The sequence below is a fragment of the Banduia mediterranea genome (genome assembly GCF_031846245.1).
Lineage (GTDB): Bacteria > Pseudomonadota > Gammaproteobacteria > Nevskiales > Nevskiaceae > Banduia > Banduia mediterranea.
Genome location: NZ_JAVRIC010000023.1, coordinates 21285 through 39156 on the forward strand (window position 1 = coordinate 21285; position 17872 = coordinate 39156).

The 17872-nt window shown below is 63.0% G+C and carries 12 protein-coding genes and 1 tRNA gene; 2 read left to right on the top strand and 11 right to left on the bottom strand.

The features are described from left to right. Window positions 1–42: 42 nt before the first annotated feature. A tRNA-Ala gene (locus tag RM530_RS14480) sits at window positions 43–118 on the top strand. A 1008-nt stretch (window positions 119–1126) separates the two neighbouring features. Here the strand turns inward: RM530_RS14480 and RM530_RS14485 are convergent. Continuing rightward, a complete protein-coding gene (locus RM530_RS14485; protein WP_311365965.1) occupies window positions 1127–1573 on the bottom strand; it encodes a PAS domain-containing protein in 447 nt (148 codons plus the stop codon). A gap of 129 nt (window positions 1574–1702) precedes the next feature. On the opposite strand from RM530_RS14485, the gene RM530_RS14490 reads away from it, so the two are divergent. Then, window positions 1703–2041 (top strand): helix-turn-helix domain-containing protein, encoded by a 339-nt coding sequence (locus tag RM530_RS14490; RefSeq protein WP_311365966.1) that lies wholly within the window; start codon window positions 1703–1705, stop codon window positions 2039–2041. 25 nt (window positions 2042–2066) lie between these two features. On the opposite strand, the gene RM530_RS14495 is transcribed toward RM530_RS14490, so the two are convergent. The 10 genes from RM530_RS14495 to RM530_RS14540 all read right to left on the bottom strand — a co-directional run bounded on the left by RM530_RS14495 (window position 2067) and on the right by RM530_RS14540 (window position 17863). Further along, entirely contained in the window at window positions 2067–2597 is a 531-nt protein-coding gene (locus tag RM530_RS14495) for an IncC plasmid conjugative DNA transfer DtrJ family protein (protein ID WP_311365967.1), read from the bottom strand. A 133-nt stretch (window positions 2598–2730) separates the two neighbouring features. After that, entirely contained in the window at window positions 2731–4767 is a 2037-nt protein-coding gene (gene traD / locus RM530_RS14500) for a type IV conjugative transfer system coupling protein TraD (RefSeq protein ID WP_311365968.1), read from the bottom strand. Further along, window positions 4764–6440: a MobH family relaxase gene (gene mobH, locus RM530_RS14505; RefSeq protein ID WP_311365969.1), complete on the bottom strand. Its 1677-nt coding sequence runs from the start codon at window positions 6438–6440 to the stop codon at window positions 4764–4766. The genes traD and mobH overlap by 4 nt, the downstream gene beginning before the upstream one ends. Window positions 6441–6773: 333 nt before the next feature. Continuing rightward, on the bottom strand, window positions 6774–8930 hold the full coding sequence (locus RM530_RS14510; protein ID WP_311365970.1) for a hypothetical protein: 2157 nt from the start codon (window positions 8928–8930) through the stop codon (window positions 6774–6776). Window positions 8931–8949: 19 nt separating this feature from the next. Continuing rightward, window positions 8950–9441, bottom strand: coding sequence for a very short patch repair endonuclease (locus RM530_RS14515; protein WP_311365971.1), 492 nt, complete (start codon window positions 9439–9441; stop codon window positions 8950–8952). Beyond that, on the bottom strand, window positions 9442–11103 hold the full coding sequence (locus RM530_RS14520; RefSeq protein ID WP_311365972.1) for a DUF2357 domain-containing protein: 1662 nt from the start codon (window positions 11101–11103) through the stop codon (window positions 9442–9444). Window positions 11104–11106: 3 nt separating this feature from the next. Then, the gene (locus tag RM530_RS14525; protein WP_311365973.1) at window positions 11107–12771 is read right to left on the bottom strand and encodes an McrB family protein; all 1665 of its coding nucleotides are present in this window, start codon (window positions 12769–12771) and stop codon (window positions 11107–11109) included. After that, window positions 12737–14242 (bottom strand): DNA cytosine methyltransferase, encoded by a 1506-nt coding sequence (locus tag RM530_RS14530; protein WP_311365974.1) that lies wholly within the window; start codon window positions 14240–14242, stop codon window positions 12737–12739. The genes RM530_RS14525 and RM530_RS14530 overlap by 35 nt, the downstream gene beginning before the upstream one ends. A 67-nt stretch (window positions 14243–14309) precedes the next feature. Next, window positions 14310–14501 carry a ribbon-helix-helix domain-containing protein gene (locus RM530_RS14535; protein WP_311365975.1) on the bottom strand — a complete coding sequence of 64 codons (192 nt, stop codon included), beginning with the start codon at window positions 14499–14501 and terminating at the stop codon, window positions 14310–14312. A 560-nt stretch (window positions 14502–15061) separates the two neighbouring features. After that, complete coding sequence (locus tag RM530_RS14540; protein ID WP_311365976.1) at window positions 15062–17863, bottom strand: conjugal transfer protein TraG N-terminal domain-containing protein; 2802 nt, start codon at window positions 17861–17863, stop codon at window positions 15062–15064. Window positions 17864–17872 lie beyond the last annotated feature (9 nt).

Below are 17872 nucleotides of genomic sequence, written 5' to 3' on the forward strand. Positions count from 1 at the left end.
GGAGTTTGACAACGGACGTCGCTACACTACGCGCCCTCGTGTGGGGCGGTAGCTCAGCTGGGAGAGCGTCGCGTTCGCAATGCGAAGGTCGGGAGTTCGATCCTCCTCCGCTCCACCAAGAAATCAAGGGCTTGCAGAGATGCAGGCCCTTTTGTTTGGGTCGGGATAACATCGGGCTAACATTTGGCGGTAGACGCCCGAGACCCGAGGCGGCGCGAGTCAGACGTCGCAGCGGGGGGGGCATTCGAGCGCTTCCGCGCTCAGGCGATATCGGCGGCGTGTCAGCCCGGACGCCGTCCCGGTGCCCGGTTAGGATTAAGATCCTTGATCCACTCCCGGAGCGTCTTCTCGGTGGGCGGCTTGCTTTCGCAGGCGATCCGCTGCATCCAGTCGCTTCGGTACAGATCGGGAACGGTCGCGGTCGGGTCTCTCTCTCCCACAGGATCTGGGCGACCACCCGGCAGCGCTGCTTGCGGCTGTCTCTGGCCTGGCGGGCGCGCGATTGCTGCTCTTCAGGCTGAGGGATCAGTCCCTGCGACTGCTCGAAGACCGCCAGGGCGTCGGTCGACACGAAGGCCGAGTTGCAGAATGCCGCGCTTGCGATCTCCATCAGGTCCTGGCCGACCGTCCTCGTGCTCGCGGCCTCGAACTCGATCAGCCAGTTCGCGGGAGACGCGCGCTCCCGCTCGCACAGTTCGCGGAGCGAATCGGGCATGTCATGTCCGCCGACGACGAATTCGTAAACGCGCTCGACGTGCGTCAGGGGCCAGGTCAACAACCCATTGAGACGCAGGGTGCCGCCGGCCAGGAGGCTGGTGTGCGCGGGTCCGACCGCCGTGAGGGGATGGTGGGCGTGCGCCGGGGCGCCCTGGACGAGGCGGGCCGGCCCCATCAGCAGGAAGGACTGGGGCAGGCGCCGGGTGAGTACGAGCTGCTGGACATCCTGATGGTCCATTCCCCATCGGTCGGCCAGCTGCTCAAATGTCCAGAAGTCCCTGGTCAGGTTCGGCATTCGATGCCTCCCTGCGCCGGTCAAGCGCCACGTGCCACTGGACTGCGCCACGCAAAACCATTGCCAGTGGCGCCGCCGCCGGTCCGGTCGTCCGGATGGACTTTTCGGTCAGGCCTACGCCAGATTCGAGAGCAGAATCGCGATGGCGCCGACGAGCATCTCGTCCTGGACCCCGACGATGGCGAAGCGAATCACCCGCCATCGGCTGGTGGCACCATCGGCCGACACGAAGGTCTCGATCGATTCCACCGGTTCGGTACCTTTCATCGCCGCGGCTTCCGCCTTGTGCGCCTGCAGGGCAGTATGGGTCGGCAGGACCTCGAAGTCCGTCCGCCAAAGCAACTCGTCCGCCGGACGGCCCAGCAGTCCGCAGAGCCGTTCGCTGACGTAGCAGTACTCGCCGGCGGCGTTCTTGATCCAGGCGATGAGCGGGGAGCGGTCGACCAGACCGTTGAGCCGTCGCCAAAGGTTCTCGAAATGATCCGCCGCCGCGCGGAGCTTCTGGTTTTCCGCGCGCAGGCGCTCCAAATCATCCGTCGGAATGACTGGGGAATGCGTCATGGCTCGCCCGCCTGTTCTGCTGACCGTCCATTTCGATCCGCAATCTAAATGCCCGTTTCCTTATGGGCAACTCCGCCCGTCGCTAATCCGCCCGTGGTTGCATGGGTCTGTGCGCCCTAACGTCCGGGGATGCCTCAGAAAATCACCAGGTCCAGGGCGGAGAAGTCCGCGACGAAGCGACGCAAGGACAAGCCGCCGGAACTCAGGCTGATCGGCCAGCGTTTGCGGGAGGTACGGTTTGCCCAGGGCTTCTCGTCACAGGATGCATTCGCCTACAGCTGTGGCATCGACCGCGCCTATTACAGCGCATTGGAGCGTGGCGAGCGCGACGTCGGGATTCTGAAGCTCATCCAGATCGCAAGGGGGCTGGGTGTTGAAGTCGGTGCGCTGATTCCCTCCATCGAGGCACTTTCTGCCCCAGATGCGGGCGCTGATAAACCCGAGGCTGGCAAGTCAGCGATTCGCTGAGCGGCGGGCTTGGTTTGGTCGAGCGTCAGATGTATTTCTTGAAGTGCCCCACGGCCAGCCGAAGGGCGATGGCCGCCACCACGGCGAAGCCGGCAATCGCGATGCGGCCATCCATCGCTACGGGCGGAACCAGATAGGCGAAACACAGGGCCAGCGCTGCCACAGCAATCGCGCGCTTCGCCCGATGGAAGACGAAACCGGACTCCCGTCCGGCGCCGGTCCGGCGCCAGTACCAAGTCACGAGACCATCAGCGGCGGCGCCGATCACGACCAACCCGATGAACGGCGCGCTCAAGGCCAGCACACCGAGCCGCAGGCTGAACAGTTGCAGGCCGGCAGCAGAAGTCCTCAGCAGTGTATCGGCTGCGAGAACGAGTCGCGCCATCAGCGCGCGTGGTCTCCGCGATGTACTGGCGTCGCTGGCGCCTTCGACCAAGTAATCCAATCCGGTCCATTCGAAGAACGCGGCATAGAGCCCGTCATGGATGGCGTAGGCGAGGGGAGGCAGCCGCTCGCCGGCGAAGCCGACGGAAGACTGCCACTCATCGTCGATCATTGCTTCGAATGCTGGGACGCCGCGCGCTTCACCCGGGTACGGCCACATGACGTAGAGACAGTCCGCCACAAGCGTAGCGACCAGCACGATCACAGCCCACTTGACCAGCCAAAGCAGGCCGCCGACGCGATGCCTACGGGCGAACACCGGTGCCGTACCGCTGATGCGCCCAGCGAGCGATCTCGTCCATCGATTGCGGCAGCAAGGGATCGGCCCCTGCAAGCGGCAGCCTCAGCTTGTACAACTTGCCGCCATCGAGCAGTGCGAAGGCCTGGCCTTTTGGCAGCTGCACCAGATCGGCAGGCCGTAGCATCTCCGCCTCCTGTTCGGCCAGCCGGTCCTCGTTCTGGCTGATGAAGTCGGTGGGCGATTCCGGATCGTTGTCGTCGGTCACGCGCGTCGCTGCGATCTTGGTGAACACGCGTACCGGCGGCAGTTGTGAGGTCAGGAATTCCGCCGTTTCCTCGTTCTTGACCCGGAGCATGATCAGGGTGTTGAGGTTGCCGGAGACCTGTCCCGCCTTGGCGCGGTCGCCGATGCCCGCCTCGATGTCGGACGCCGTCTGCGTATACGCCGTCACCTGCACGCCCGCACCGCCGGCCTTGTTCAGCAGGGGGATGAACTCGTCGCCGACCAGTTCGTTGAACTCGTCGGCATGGACTGAGATTCTCGGCCGCACATGGCCCGGCACGGCCGGCAGGCCACGCGTATCCCCGAACTTGTAGAGCGAGCCGGCCACCGAGGTGAAGTCCGCGAACATGCTGTTGCCGACCGCCGAAGCGACTTCGTGATCGGACAGCGCATCCAGCCCCACGTAGACGACGGCGTTCTCGCGCACCACGCGCATCCAGTCGAGGGTCGGGCGCCGGTCAGCCGCATCCCCGTAGTCGGGCGTCAGCAGGCTGCCGCTTGCGCCGCTCGTGAGCTTCTCCAGCAGCGGCAGCAGCGAGGCGGTCAGTTTGTCGAAGTAGGTCTTGTCGTACTCGAAGGCTGAACGCAGCGCGTCCGCCACCGGGTCGAACATCCCGTCCTCCTTGGCATAGCGGATCAGCGCGATCGCGCGCGGATCGCGGCCGCGCAGCGCAGTCGGCAGGTTCTTGTCATTGACGTTCTCCGCGATCGTCCTGACCGACTGTGCCCAGTCCCGTGGCGCCTCGCGCGCCAGCCACTGCTGGTGATACTCGACCAGTAGCGGCTCGATATGCGTCACGTAGCGCGCAATGCTGGTGTAGTCCGGCTTGCGGCCCAGCCCGACCATCGCCCGCGCCACGGCATTGGTGAAACGCCAGGCGAATTCCCGAAAGGCCGCCGAATTGCCTTCGGACGGCAATTGCGAGGCGATCCGTGACGCCACTTCCGTGATGCGTCCGAACTCGCCGACCGGGTTGTAGCGCGCCGAGATTTCCGGAAAGCCGAGGTGAAACAGGTAGAAGTGGTCCAGTCGCCCCGCGCGCCGGCACTCCGCGAACATCCGCCGCAGCAGATCGAGATCGCCCTTGGGATCGAACACGATCACCGTCTCGCCGCGGCGGATGTCCTGTGCGACCAGCAACTCGGCCAGCCGCGTCTTGCCGACGCGCGTTGTGCCGAGCACCAGCGTATGCGCGACCCGGTCGCCGAGGTCGATCCACACGTCGGTTTCGTCTTCGGCGCCGACCCCATGCAGGCAGGGATTGCCGCCGACCGGCGGGTCCGGCCGCAGCGGATTCCACCATCGGTCCGCGGCGGTGAGCCGGGTCAGTGCTTGGGTCAGACGTACATGCTCCCAGCGCGCCTCGAACTGTCGTGCGAGTCGGTACGCGGGTTCCGGCCGTAGCCAGCGCTTGGCGGCGGGCACCTGCGTTTCGATCAGCCGCTGCGAATGACGCGGGTCCCAGGCGAATCCGCGCCCAAGGAACAGTCGCCGGTGCGAGACCGGGATGCGCTCCCCGTCCAGCACATAGCGCGGCAGCCGCCGCAGGCGGGCCCGGTAGCGAACGATCTGCCAGCCCTGCCAGGCCCGAACCAGCCCCAGCGCCGCGAACACGGTTCCGAACGCCTGCGCGGCTCCCGGTTGAATCGGGTAGACCTGCCCTGGCGCCATCCACAAGATGAGCGAAACGCCCCCGAGAATTCCTGCAGGTACCAACTCGAAGGCCCTGCGCAGCCGGTTGTCGAAATACTGGCTCATGACCCGTCCGCCGCCGCTTCCGTGTGGTTGAGCGGTTTCGCAAGGGCCAGATGCGGATTCGGCTCGGGCAGCCTCAGGCCAAAGAGGGCGGAGGCGTTCGGGAACAGCAGACCCTTGAGTTGCGCACTTGACTTGCGCTCGCCGGACACCCGGTAGGTCCAGATGTTGGTGCCCTCCGGGGTCTTCAGATGCCGCTTCAGCTTCTGCAGCTTCTTCTGCGCTGCCGCCCAGCCATCGACGCCGGCGTAGTCGCGGAAGATTCCGGGGCTGACCAGCAGCAGCCCTTCCTCTGTGACGTGTACGCGCGCGTCGACGGTATTGACCTTCAGGCGGCCGCTGCGAACGCCGTCGCTGATCCAGTGGAGGAAGTCGTCCTCCAACGGAGCGGGGCCGCTTGCAATCTCTTGGTCCGGACCGGTGCACACGGATTCGGTCGCTTGGTCGCCGAGTTCGACCTCGGTGGTTTCAGTGAAAGCCGGTGACCGCTTGTCCGTAGCCGACGCCACTTGCACGGGCATGGCTACCGACACGCCGGGTTCGCCTTCCACGGCGATGCCCGTCTCCGGGATTGCCCGTCCTTCGGCGGCCGGTGGACGTGATGCCGGATCGGTCCACAGTCGCGCCAATGGAACGCGCAGCATCGTCAGGCGTTGCCGCCACTCGCCGAGTTCGATCGTTGCAGTCCAGATCGCGCGGTCGCCGTTCGGCGCCACGATGCCGGACTGCTGAAGCTCATCCATCAGCCGTTCATTGCGGGGCAGACCGCCGCCGCCGGACTCGCGCGCCAACTCCTCCCGCAAGGCATCGAGTACGCGCTTGCTGACCAGCCAGAGATCCTCGTCGAACACCCAGCCCGCCGCACCGGGACGATTGAGGGGAAGCGACTGCGCATCGATCAGATGACGCAGCGCAATCCCCAGGCGCTCGCCCAGTGGCCGCGGACCCTGCCGAGTTGCCGGTGCGGCGGATACGCTCGAAGCGAGGTCACCGGAAACGCTCGCGCCGTCCGCCTGCCGCACAATCCGGCCCAATTCGCCGGCCAGCTCGGAGTCGCCCCCGGAGATGGTCGCCAGCCAGGCCTCGAACACGTCCAGGTCGCTGCTGATCCATTCGAGCCCGACGGATGGCACGATGAACTGCACCAGCATCGGTGGCAGGCGAGGGTGCAGGCGATAGCGTCGTCCCCGGATGAACTCGACCGCATAGGTCGCCGGCGCCGGCATCGGCCCAGCCAGCGGATTCCAGCGTCCGAGAGGCCGTCCATCCGCTCCGAACAGGGTGACGGCCTGATCGACGACCGGTTTCCCCAGGTCGTGCAGCAGTGCTGCGGTCGCTGTGGCATAAGTCCAGACGTCCTGCTTCTCGGCGAGTTGCTCGGTTCCGGCGCCAGCGGGCAGCAGCACGCCGCGCCGGATCGTCAGTGCGCGCAGCGTCGTATCCAAGCAGTGTCGGAGCAGGCCACCGGCCTCTCGGTGATGATGAGCCTCGGAGGCTGGCAGCATCTGCACGAACGCGGCGAAGTCGAGCAGCAGCCGCTCGTAGAGCGTCGTCCAGTGGGCGGTCGGTACGCCGACCTGCTGGCGAATCTGGATGAGATGATGGGTGTGCGGCGCCAGCAACGCCTCAGGATCGAGAACCGCGAATGTGGACGGCGACCGTGGCGAAGCGGCCAAGGTCGATTCTCGGCGGCTGAATCCAACCAACTGGAGAACGCCCATCGCAGCTTGCCCATTGCCCTTTCCCAAGAGGCGAGCGTAGGCAGGCGATCCGTGCGATCAGTAGCGAAAATGTCGTCAATCCAGGAAGCCATTTGTCTCTTTGGAACCGCGACCATCAGCGGTTCGGGCCCTTTGGGGTTAGGGCTCCTCCTGTTACGTCGATGCCATTCGCCCCATTTGCGTCACAGCTCTTTACCTATTACCCCTTCCGAAGCGGCTTGCCGCGGCTTCAGATGGAAAATCTGCCCCGATTTCTCGCACAGTCCTGGTGCCGTTCAGACCTGGAATCTAGACCAGCGCCGCCACCTCTCTGTACAGCCTTCGGAGATGCCCGTCAGACATGTCCAGGATCGGTTCATACATGAAAGAGTTCAGGTGAATATTCTCTGGCGTCATGAGGGCCACACGCTGCAGGACCTTGATCGTCTTCAGCTCGGTGCCGAACAGTTCCCGGAACTTCTTCAACAGCTTTGGTGTCTGGTTCGCGTCGATGCCCGCGACGAAGGCCGGATCGTTGATGCGCTCGACCATGAAGCGCTCGGCGGTGAGCCGGATCGACATGGCAAGCACGATCTTGTTCTCGAAGTTGATCCCCTCGGCAGCCTTCAGGCATTCGCCGGCCTCATGGTCAATGAGAGTCGCAACAGGTTTTGTGCCGTCGGTTGAAGCAACGTTTTGGCCGAACAGCCTGTTGAAGATCACATCCAGGTCAGAAATCGTGATCTGATCGGAGTCAGCCTTCCAGTGTAGCAGCGACGTCAGTTTGACGAAATCAGGGTCGGCTGCATCCTTTGTATATTCAATGAGATTGCGCATGAAGGGGATGCAGGAAATCTTTTTCTTCGACTCAGCAGCGAAGTTTGGCTTCCAGTCTTTGACGAAGACGTTCTGAATGCCAGCGGCTCGCTCAAGCACTAAGCCCGCTGCAGTCTTCGACGCCATGAAGCAATCCGGGTACCGGACAAACCGGCTCTGAATAGTCCGATAGAAGTCAAAGTTGTGGGTGAGTATGATCTGCTTGAAATGGGGATCTTCAGCAATGTCCATCAGGTACTGAATGATGGCGTACTTGTTCTTGTAGTCGAACGAATCCGCAATGTCATCGACGATGATGAGCGTCTCCTGCTTCGCCTCCTTCCGTACTTCGATTTCGAAGAGGATGTTCAGCACGTAGAAGGCCCTCTTTTCACCCGTGCTAAGGGCCTGCATAAGTGCGTTGCGGTCAACGGACGCCGTATCACCGCCGTCTTCGAATGTAAAGCCGAGGTTTAGCATCGGGTCCTGACCGAGGATTACGGACAGCCGGTTAGTTGCCTCCAGCTTGAACGGTACGAAGAAGCGGTCGTTGAAGATGTCGATAACCTCTTCCCACTGCGTGCGCTCCTTCGCTGCCTGCTCTTCGATCTCTTTGCGTCTGGCCTGCGCTGCCTGGTACTTGTTCAGCAAGTCCTGAAACGGCTCGAAGCGCGCCTTCAGGTAGGATTTCCAGATGTCCTCTTTGAAGGCCGGTATGTTGCCAAGTCGTACCAGCAGTTCTTCATGGTTCTGCAGGTAGGCTTCGAAATCGCGGACCGTGACGTTCTTCTGGATAAGCTTGTCGAGTTTCGCGAACTTCTTCTTCAGGTCCCTATCATTGGAGATCGCATCCTTCTCTTTTGCGATCAGTTCTTCGAGTTCCTTCTGGCTAGTGACCTCCAGTTTAGTGTCGGCGTTCAGGATGACGGAGTGCTTCGCATCAAAGAAGCCATTGTCTGCCAGCTGTTTTGCGACCGTCGTGGCGTTGTAGTAGTTGAATGTGCCCTTCTTGAAGTAGGTCGATGCGGCCAACAGTTCGTTGTACTTCTTGATGTAGTCCTGGATGGCAGTCTTCGCCTCGTCCGTGGCGAGCAGGGCAAGCACCTTGTCGTCGAAGATCACGTCGTAGGTGACTGTTGCGAGCGAGGAGTCGGACATCGCGGCAACTTCCTCCTTGATGCGGTTCAGCGCAACATAGAATTGGTCGTCACGTGCTGTGAAGATGGACGACAGCTCCTTTTCGAGGTCCTTTTTGGAGCCTGACTGCTCCTTGAGCGCATTCAGTAAGGTATCTTTTGCCGCGTCGATATCGGCATGGAGAGCTTCGTACTCTTTTCGTAGTGCGGGGTTGACCAGCAGGGTTGATGTCTTTGCGGAGTGCCCCAGGACCTCGTCATACGGGCGGACAACAAGTACGCTTTCCTTGGGCAGATCAGCGCCGGCCTCGTCCTTGATTTCTCGTTTGCACGCCCGCGCCGGGAAGATGCGATCCTTGGAAGCGGCGCCGTCTGCAACATCCTGGAAGGTCTGCGCTAGCGAAGACTTCATAGAGCCGTTAGGCGCATAGATGGCACAGGCCTTGGCTTTGGAGAAGTCAAACTGGACCTGCAGCTTCTTGATGCCGTAGCAGCTTTCCAGATCGATGTTCACTGTTTTCACATCCGATTCCTTATATGCAATGTTTTGTCGTGCATTGTTGCATCGGGCTGCGGCGCGCAATTTCTAGCCACGGCAAGCCTGGAACTTGAATGAAGGTGGCAGCGCGACCAAGCACCGCATTTTCCGCGCGACGCTGAGGCCCGCGGAGCGCGCATTCCCAGATCACGAGTACACGCCAGCCGTCGGTCTGCAGCGCTTCGACCGCCTTGCGGTCGCGCGCAGCGTTCGCAGCCAGCTTAGCCCGCCAGAAATCCGGTCGCGTCGCGGGCAGCTTCGACAGCGCACAGCCATGAGCGTGCCAAAAGCAGCCGTGGATGAATACGACGGTGTTGTACTTCGGGAAGACCAGATCAGGCCTGCCGGGAAGCGACCGGTTATGCAGCCGGTAGCGCAGTCCCCGCGCATGCAAGCCGCGACGGATCAGCATCTCGGGCTTCGTGTCTTTGCCCTTGATGCGGCTCATATTGAGCTGCCGCTGTTCGGGCGTGAGCACGTCGGCCATTCACGCACCCGCCCCAGCGTCTGCCACGATGGTGCGCAGGCAGGATCTCAGCTCTTCGCTCAGCATGCCGGGCCGCAGTGTCACCGCGCCGAAGCGGAACTTCTCGCGGTACTCCGGATGAAAGAGCCGGCCCGGTATCGGCGTAGCCTTGAAGTCGGACTGCAGTCCTGCCGGAACATGCGGCGTCAGCAGATAAGCGGCGGTCACGATGCCTTCGGTCCGGCCGCTTGCCACCTCTTGCACCAGCGCATCCCGGTAGGTGTGGATCGAATTCAGGGCGTCATTGAGACCATCGTTGATGCGGTACTTCGCATCGAGCACGATCACGCGCCGCTCCGGTCCGCCCAGGTCCATGCCCGCCAGCACGACATCGGGAACCATCGTCCGGCTGTAGCTCCCCTCGCGGCTGTCCTCGACCCAGTATTCGCGGTACTGTCGCTGGAAGCACAAGACTCGGTTGCTGTCGATTGGGACGGTGATGGCGCCAGTCGCGATTGTCACGCTGCCACCTGCTTCGCCAAGGAACAGGTTGCTCAGGTCCACGCCCCTGGCGTCATATTCCTCGACGGCGGCGCGCAGCAGGCGCAGGAAACACCACAGCTCGTACAACTCATAGGTCCGGGCGAGCGGCATCTGCAGAAAGTCGCCGAATAGCGCGGCGAGCCCCAGATTCATGTCCTGCCAGAGCCGGTAGAAGCGCTGATAGACCGGGTCATTGCGGAACAGCGACGACATGCGCAGTAGTGCCGGTCCTTCGCCGACGTCTGTCATGAAGCTGGCCGCTGAAGCATCATTGAGCCGGCGGGCGATACGACGGGTTCGTCCAGCCCAGCTTCCGGCCGTGGTGATGATCTCGGAGTCCTCGGGGGCGCCCGCTTTGGCCAGCAGCTCGGCGACGCCGCCGAGCCACGCTGCCCACGACCGCAGGCATGCCTTAATCTGACGGTGCTCCGGGATGTCCACGCTGTTCCGGCGTTGTCGCAGCTTGATGTGCGCCGGCAGGTGGCCCTTCAGGGGCGCTGGCAGGCGCGACGGTGTGACGGTCTCGGTTCGGATTACACCTGAGCGAAAGGACTTGATGATCTCCGGGCCGGTAGCGCGTTTGGCGCGGTGCACCGGCACGGTGATGTCCTCGGCACGCAGATAGTGCCGCGGCGCGTGGGCGATCGCTTCGACCGCGGCAACGATGGCGTCTGCCCGCGACCGCAAGAATTCGAGGCGAGCCAGTGGCGGCGGGCGGTTGCCTGGCTGGCGCGCGATCCCCTTGCGAAACGCGCTCAGCGAGAAGAGGGCAAAGGTGTCTTCGAGGATTTCGCGCACCATCGCGTCGAAGTCGTCGCGCGTGAGCTTACACAGGTCGGGATCGGTCGTGACCTCGAAGCGGCGCGTCCCGACGCCCGGCACGCGCAGCTCGGCTTCGACCATGCCGGCATGAAAACCTGGCTGCCAGCGCCAGCGGGCATTGCTGGGCTCACGTGACCGCAGCGCCTCGACCGGCGCATCGTCGATCAGCAGATCGGCGGCAAGCGCGTCGTCGCTGTCGCGCAGCTCAAAGAGATAGGACGCCCCTTCCCGCACGGCGCCGGGCGGCACCGGATCCGGCGTGGGCCAGACCTGCCATGCCGGTCCGCCGCATTCCGCCTGGATGTAGAGCGCCGTCACGGGTCACCGCATCGCCTGGAAGGAGCCGAAGTCGTCGAGATCGCCCAGCAACCTGCGGACGAAGGCCTGCGCGCGGGGCAGGCCCTCGCAGGCCTTGTCGAGGCTCGTCAGCAGCGTGCGCTGTCGCTCGGCGCCGCGCAGTTTCACCAGCACCTTCTGTACGAGCAGCTGGTCGGTGACATCGGCCGCTGCGCTCTTGAGATGCGCCGCATCAAAGGCGTGATAGCGGACGAACTCTTCGATGAGCCGGTAGCCGAAGCCTAGCTCGTACTGCTGCATCAGGCTGTGAATTTCGATCAGCTTTGTTTCGGACGCGGCGCGCGCATCCCTCAGCTCAGGGAATCGGGCTTCGAGCGAGGCCAGGAAGCCCGGCACATCGATCGTGGACATATCGATCACCGATGCGCGGTCGAGGACCTTGTCGCTGACCGGGTTCGTGGTTTCATCGACGTTAATCGTGCCGATGATGAACAGGTTCGCGGGCAACGGCAGCTCGGCCCGGATGCTGGCACCGGTCGTACCTTCGAGTGGTACGCTGTTGGAGTGCAGCTGCAGCGGGCCCGCGGTCTCCATGCGGGACAGCACGTCCGACAGGTAATACTCGACGCGCGCCAGATTCATTTCATCGAGGATCACAAAGACCGGTGACTCGCGGTGCGCGGTCGCGACCAGCACCGCTTCGAGGAAGGTTGGCACGACGTAGCGGTTCGTCAGTACGTCAAAATAGCCGGTCAGCCCGGTCGGGTCGGTCCACTCCGGTCGCACAGGACACTCGAAGATCAGAGGATCGTCTGCCGTGTTCGAGGTCTGGCCGTGCACGGCCCTGGCGTACTTGAGGGCGAGCTGTGTTTTGCCGGTGCCGGACAGGCCGGACAGGATCACGAAGTGCTTGTGCGGCAGGAAATTCAGCGCCGCATGGAAGCGCTTCACCTCTCCATTCGGATAGTGGCCACCCAGGGCTTTCACCGCAGTTTCGATATCCGCAACTGGGATGCTGGCCGGCATGCGGCGCATCTCAGGGCTGAGCGTCGCCGTGTCGGTCCAGACTGACAGCTCGTGAATCTTCTCGCGACCGGCCAGGGTACCAAGCCATCCGATGAACTCGCGCGCCAGCAGACTGCGCCGCGCAGACGCGGTTGGTGGATGAAGGGCGACAACGATCTCATCAGGTTCAACAGCGGGTCCGAAAGGCGCTCGTTCGAAATCCAGACTGTTCCAGAAGCCAGAGTTGCGCATCCACAGCAGCCCGCCTTCAGCCAAGTAGACTGGAACAAGGTTGTTACGGTTACTGTACTTGAAGGGGTTGGTGGCCTCGTTGCCTTCGTCCTCGCCGTCTTCGCCTTCTTCACTGCCGGCCCCCGCCTTTGCGGCAGCGCCGAGCCTCTTCATTTCTGCGAGACGCGCCAAGAACTTGTCCTTGTCCTTACGAACCAGCACGGCGAAGTACACCTCGTCCTCCGGCGGGAACTTCATCACCGTCGCGATGATGAAAGCCTCCGCGTCGTCGTTTGCACTGTTCAGGTTGGCTACGCCGATCTGAACACCACCTTCGACGACCTTGGCGCTGTTGGAGACCCCGAACAGCTTGTTGGTGCGGGTGGCCTTAGTTGCCCGGAAGTGCTTTTGAGCTTCCTTAAGAAACTGCTGCTGTCGCTCGACGAGGTTCATACGCCGTCTCCCTCTCTGCTTGTTTAAGCGTCTTCATCATGTGCGTGGCGATGGCCTTCGCGAGCAGCGGCGGGACGGCATTGCCAATCTGTCGGAAAGCGGGATTCATCGTGCCGCAGAAGACGAAACCATCCGGGAACGAGTGAAGACGCGCGGCCTCACGCACTGAGATCGTGCGAGCCTGCTTGCTGTCGTAGTGAATGTGGCTGTAGCTGTCCTTGCCGAGGTGCGCCATCAGCGTGCGCGCCGGCTGGTCGTGCCACATCTTGCGCCACTTATTCGGGAACTTGCCTACGTCGTAGGGCGGCACGATCGATGCTTTTATCTCTTCGTACTGTTGCGAGCCGGGCATGACCTTCATGCCCTGTTTTGCGAGCAGCGCCAAGTGTTCCTCGAACATTTTCATCGCGTGCTCGTAGGCCTGCGGGTACTGATCACCGGGGTTCATTCGTGCGAATAGCGGATAGTCGCGTGGCAGATAGCGAATGACATGATCGGTCAGCGCCACCGGCGCTTCAAAGCCCTGCCACGTCCGCATCAGCTTGGCGTAGGCCGTGTGCGGTTCCCTCCTATAGGGTATGGGATCGTCGAAGCGCCGCGCGCCGCGACGCAGCGCGCCACTCTTTAGCAGTTGGCGTGCGTCGATGGCCGGCAGATCGCCGAGCGCGTCTCCTGCCGTGATGGCGGGCGGCAGCGAATGGCTTGCTTTAGGCGCATGCTTGTAATGGTGCGCGTTGTTGGCGATTTCGCTGTCGAGGAGCTTGAGCGCCACCGAACGCGTGCCTTGGTAGCCAAGCGGCAGGTCGATGAAATGCGTCGGCTCGGGAAACGTGACCACTTCGGCGATCTCGCGCCGGTACGCAATCAGGATCATCCGTTCGCGCATCTGCGGTACGCCATAGAACGCGGCGTTCATCAGCGTGTAGCCGCAGACGTATCCTTTGCTCTCCAGGGTCTCAGCGATTTCTTCGGCAATGTTCTGGCCGCCATGGTTCAACACGTCGGGCACGTTCTCGACCAGCACAGCGAGCGGCGCGAAGGCTTCGACATAGCGCAGATAGTCGATGTAGAGCTGAGCACGTCGGTCGTGTCTGAACGCCTCGGCGTGTTTGTCCACTTCGCGCAACTTGGGACGGCCGACGCGGGCGAAGGCTTGGCAGGGCGGCCCTCCGACGAGCACGTCGAAGGCTTCTGCAGTAGGTCCAACCTGCAGCTCGGCTGCCAGCTGATCCGGACTGGTTTTCGTTATGTCACGGGCCGAGGAATGAACTGGATCACCGAAATGGAAGTTGCGGCCATGCGACGCCGCGGCTTCCGGGTCGAACTCAACGGAGCCTCTGATAGCGAAGCCCGCGGCTAAGAACCCGAGCGAGATTCCGCCACAGCCGGCGAAGAGATCAAGCACCCGAGGCGTGCCTCCCGCCTGCAGGCGGCTAATCTTCTGCAAGACGGCTTGGAGTTTTGCGCTCACTGAGTCACTTTCCTGTGTGTCGACTGGAGGTAGGTTGTTATCCTCTTTGCGTGCTGCGCGGCCGTATTCACGGCTGGCGGCGGAACAATGGGTACTGCGCCTCTATATATTTCTCCACGGCATCCCGGACGACCCAGGCGACGGACACCTTTTTCCCCTCAGCGATGCGCTCCAGCTCAGCGTAAAGATCGGCCGGAAAAGTCACGGAGGCGCGGGTACCTTCCTTTGTTGGAGAGTGATGTCTCGTTGTGACTGCCATGGTGCGGGTGCCTGACGAGTGATGTGACTTGCATCACTATACACCAGTGTGGTGCAGATTTGGTGGTGGCAATCTGCGGAATGTAGGCTGATGAACTTCGTTGCATCCGATGGGGTAGAGAACCGCTGTGTTCGCCTCCGTCAGGTGGAAGTCCCGCCCCCGGCGGAGATGGCACTGTCGGTGGCGGCTTGTCCGCTTCCGGGGTGGAAGCTGACTGTCGGACGATTTCACTTGAAGGGCAGGTCCGACGGAGCTAGCTTATCTAAGAGCTGGCACACGGGTGCTCAACATGGCGCTTCCAAGACTGACCAGAGTTTGCGATCTGCTCGCCCTCATACTTCTTGTCGTGACAGTGGCTAGCTTCTCTCCGGTGGCCGGGCTTGGCGTTGGTGGTGTGGTGGGGCTGGGCTATGTTTTAAGAACGCACCGGCGTACGCGGCGCGAACCACAAAGGAACGGGTTGGCGCGTTGTCGAAGGACGGAACGCGAAATGATGGCGAATGCGGCCGATCCCTTGAGTCCAGCGCACTGGGGCGATTAGGCATAACAAACCCTCTAATTCAGGGCCTGCGGTCTTTCGGTTTGGAATCAGGAAGCAAGTTGCTGAACCGATCCGTCTTCGGCAGGACTCTGCCCGCGCCATCGAGTGCCTGGCCGAGGAGCGCTGGCGAGTCGGTTTCCCGATCGACCTGTTCGCGACGTTCGTCGCCGTCCTGCCGGACGAGGGTGCCGCCCTGTTCGACACCGGCATTCGCCAGCGCGCGGTCGCTTTCGATTCGTTCCTCCAGGTGGCGCCGTTGGTCTTCGATGGCTTGCTCCGAGACGCCTGCTCCGGCGGCAGTTTCTCCCAGTGCTTCCTGACCCGCTCTGGCGGCACGGGCTGAATTTTCCGTTCGCATGCGCCCGATGGTGGTATCACCGTTGGCTATAGCCACGCTGGCGGATGGTGCCGCTAGCACCTCGGCCAGCCTGGCGGCATGAGTCTCGGCGTAGTCCTGCAGATACAGGCGCAGCGACGCCTGGGCGGCCGGGTCGCCAAGGTTCGCCGAGGTGAGCAAGCCTTCGACGGCATAGCGAGGCATCTGGTATTCGTTCTCGACGTAGTGCAGGAAGTCGTCGTTGAGCCGCATCGAGACTTCGGCGTCGCGGCTTTCGACGCGCTCGATCGCGTTCTGATAGCGCTCGGCCTGTTGGAGTGAGGCGCTGGCTGAGTGTTGGGCCAGGCTCGTGTCGCCGATGGCGGCTCGCAGGCCGGATTGTTCCGCATTGGAGAGTTGGTCGTTGTCGGTTGCGGTGAGGCGCGTACCGGCCTCGACCGCCTGCTGATAGCGCTCGCCGTAGCGCATGTCGCGGGCGTAGTCGACGGCGGCCTTGAAGGTTTCGGCGAATTTGGCACTGCTGTGGCCGTCGATTCGAAGCTGTGCCTGCAGGTCCACGGGGCTGACCAGATCGACGATGCCCGGAGTCGAGGCGCTGAGCCAGGCCGCGCCCAGCACCTTCGACGCCTGCTCCCGGCTCAGTCCGTGGTCCTGTGCGAACCGGTCCGTGATGGCGTTGACCGAATCCAGGCTCTTCTGCAGGCTGGCGGTGTCCGCGTGCTCCTGGTTCTCGCTGTAGCCGCGGGTAGTCTGCATCTGATGGTTGATCGCGTTCATGCGCTCCAGTGTCGCGGAGCTGTTCTCGGCGAAGCTCGCCATCTCAACCTGAGCGCTCTGGATTTCCTTGGCAACCTGCGTGCGCAGCGCGGAGCCGATGCTGGACTGGATGTCGACGCCGATGGCGAGGTTCGAGAGCGGCTGCGTCGAGTAGGTGCCGCCCGGAGTAATCGTCCGCGTCCAGCCGTCAGGCCCGGTTTCCCTGATCGAGCCAAAGGCTTCGGAGGGCGCGCGGTTGTTCTGCCACATCGAGGTGTTGTCGAACGAGACGTTGCCCAGTGCCATATTGCCGCTGGTGGCTTCCGCAGCACCCTTGCCGATGGGCGCTTCGTAGCTGGACATGACGCGCTGTGCGAGCGTGGCCATGACGGCGCCGCTCAGCGACACGAACAGCCAGGCGATCATCGGGATCGACAGCGAGAGGTAACCGGCGAGCGCGGCGTGATCGGCCATCAGCGCGCCGAGCGCGGAAACGTTGCCGAGCGAGTAGGCGATGGTGCCGTCCGGTAGCTGGCCGAGGCTTTCGCCGTAGTAGCGGGAGTAGTACGTCATCGCGCCGTGCAGGATCGAGTACAGCGGCGACCACAGCACGATCCAGATCAGCGCCTTGGCATAGGCGGCGGCCACCTTGGCAGCGACCGGCAGCATCATGGCCAGCATCACGATCGGGAACACCGCGTAGATGAAGGCCTCGAACAGGTTGCGGATGATCGGCAGCACGCGCGCGGCCAGGTCGCCCATGGTCTGGAACGTCGTTCGCCGTTCCGCCTCGGCCTTGGCCAGCGCGTAGTCCTGCATCGCGGCGGAGGCGTCGACCGAGGCGGCCCAGTTGGCCATGCCGCGCCGCAGCGAGTTGGTGAGCGCAGCCTGCCGCACGAGGTTCTGTGCGGTGTCCGAAACGGTCGTCAGCCACTGCACCGAGGTCTCGAACGCCGACGAGAACAGCGCGATTGCACTGGTATCATCGCTGTAGGGGGAGAACGTGCGGCCGTAGAACTGCCGGGCCTGCGTGACCGCTGCGTCCAGGTCCGCATCGAGCGCGCCGCCGCTTTGCGCGGCGGCCTGGCAGACCAGCACGTCCGTGTGGCCGTCCGCGTATCGGTACGAGAACGCCCGCACCGGCGAGGTGTTGGCCTGGATGTAGCCCCACAGGTCCTGCTGCGCGGCCAGGATCCCCATGTCGTACTTGCCGTAGAGGATGTCGTAGAACACGCACTGCCGCCAGAACTCGGACATGTTCATGTTCGTTCGCTCGTCGGTGATTTCGAAGCGGCGAGCGGCTTCCAGCAGACGGTTGCCGAACAGCATGCCGGTGCGCGTGTAGGTCAGGTCGTCGGGCAGCGAATAGAGGCTGTCGAAAGCGCGGGTCAGCCAGTCGCCGACATGGTTCGTCAGGCTTGCGGGAAACGCGATGCCGATCGGCACGTTCTCCACAACCGCCGTCTGCGTTTCGTCGATGCGGTCGACGACGATGACATCGGCCCTGGGCACCAGCATCACAAAGTAGGCCATCAGCGAGATGAAGAACGACGGCCAGTTCAGCAGCGTGCCCTTGAATGCGCTCTGCGTGAGCAGCGCCAGCAGGCCGATCAGCAGTGCGGTCTTGATCGCGCCGATGAAGTCGTCGCTGGCCAGCAATGCCGCGACGCCGTTGAACACCAGCCGCAGGAACTCGCCGCCGCCGTAGGTGTAGATCTCGAAGTCCACGGCGCGCTG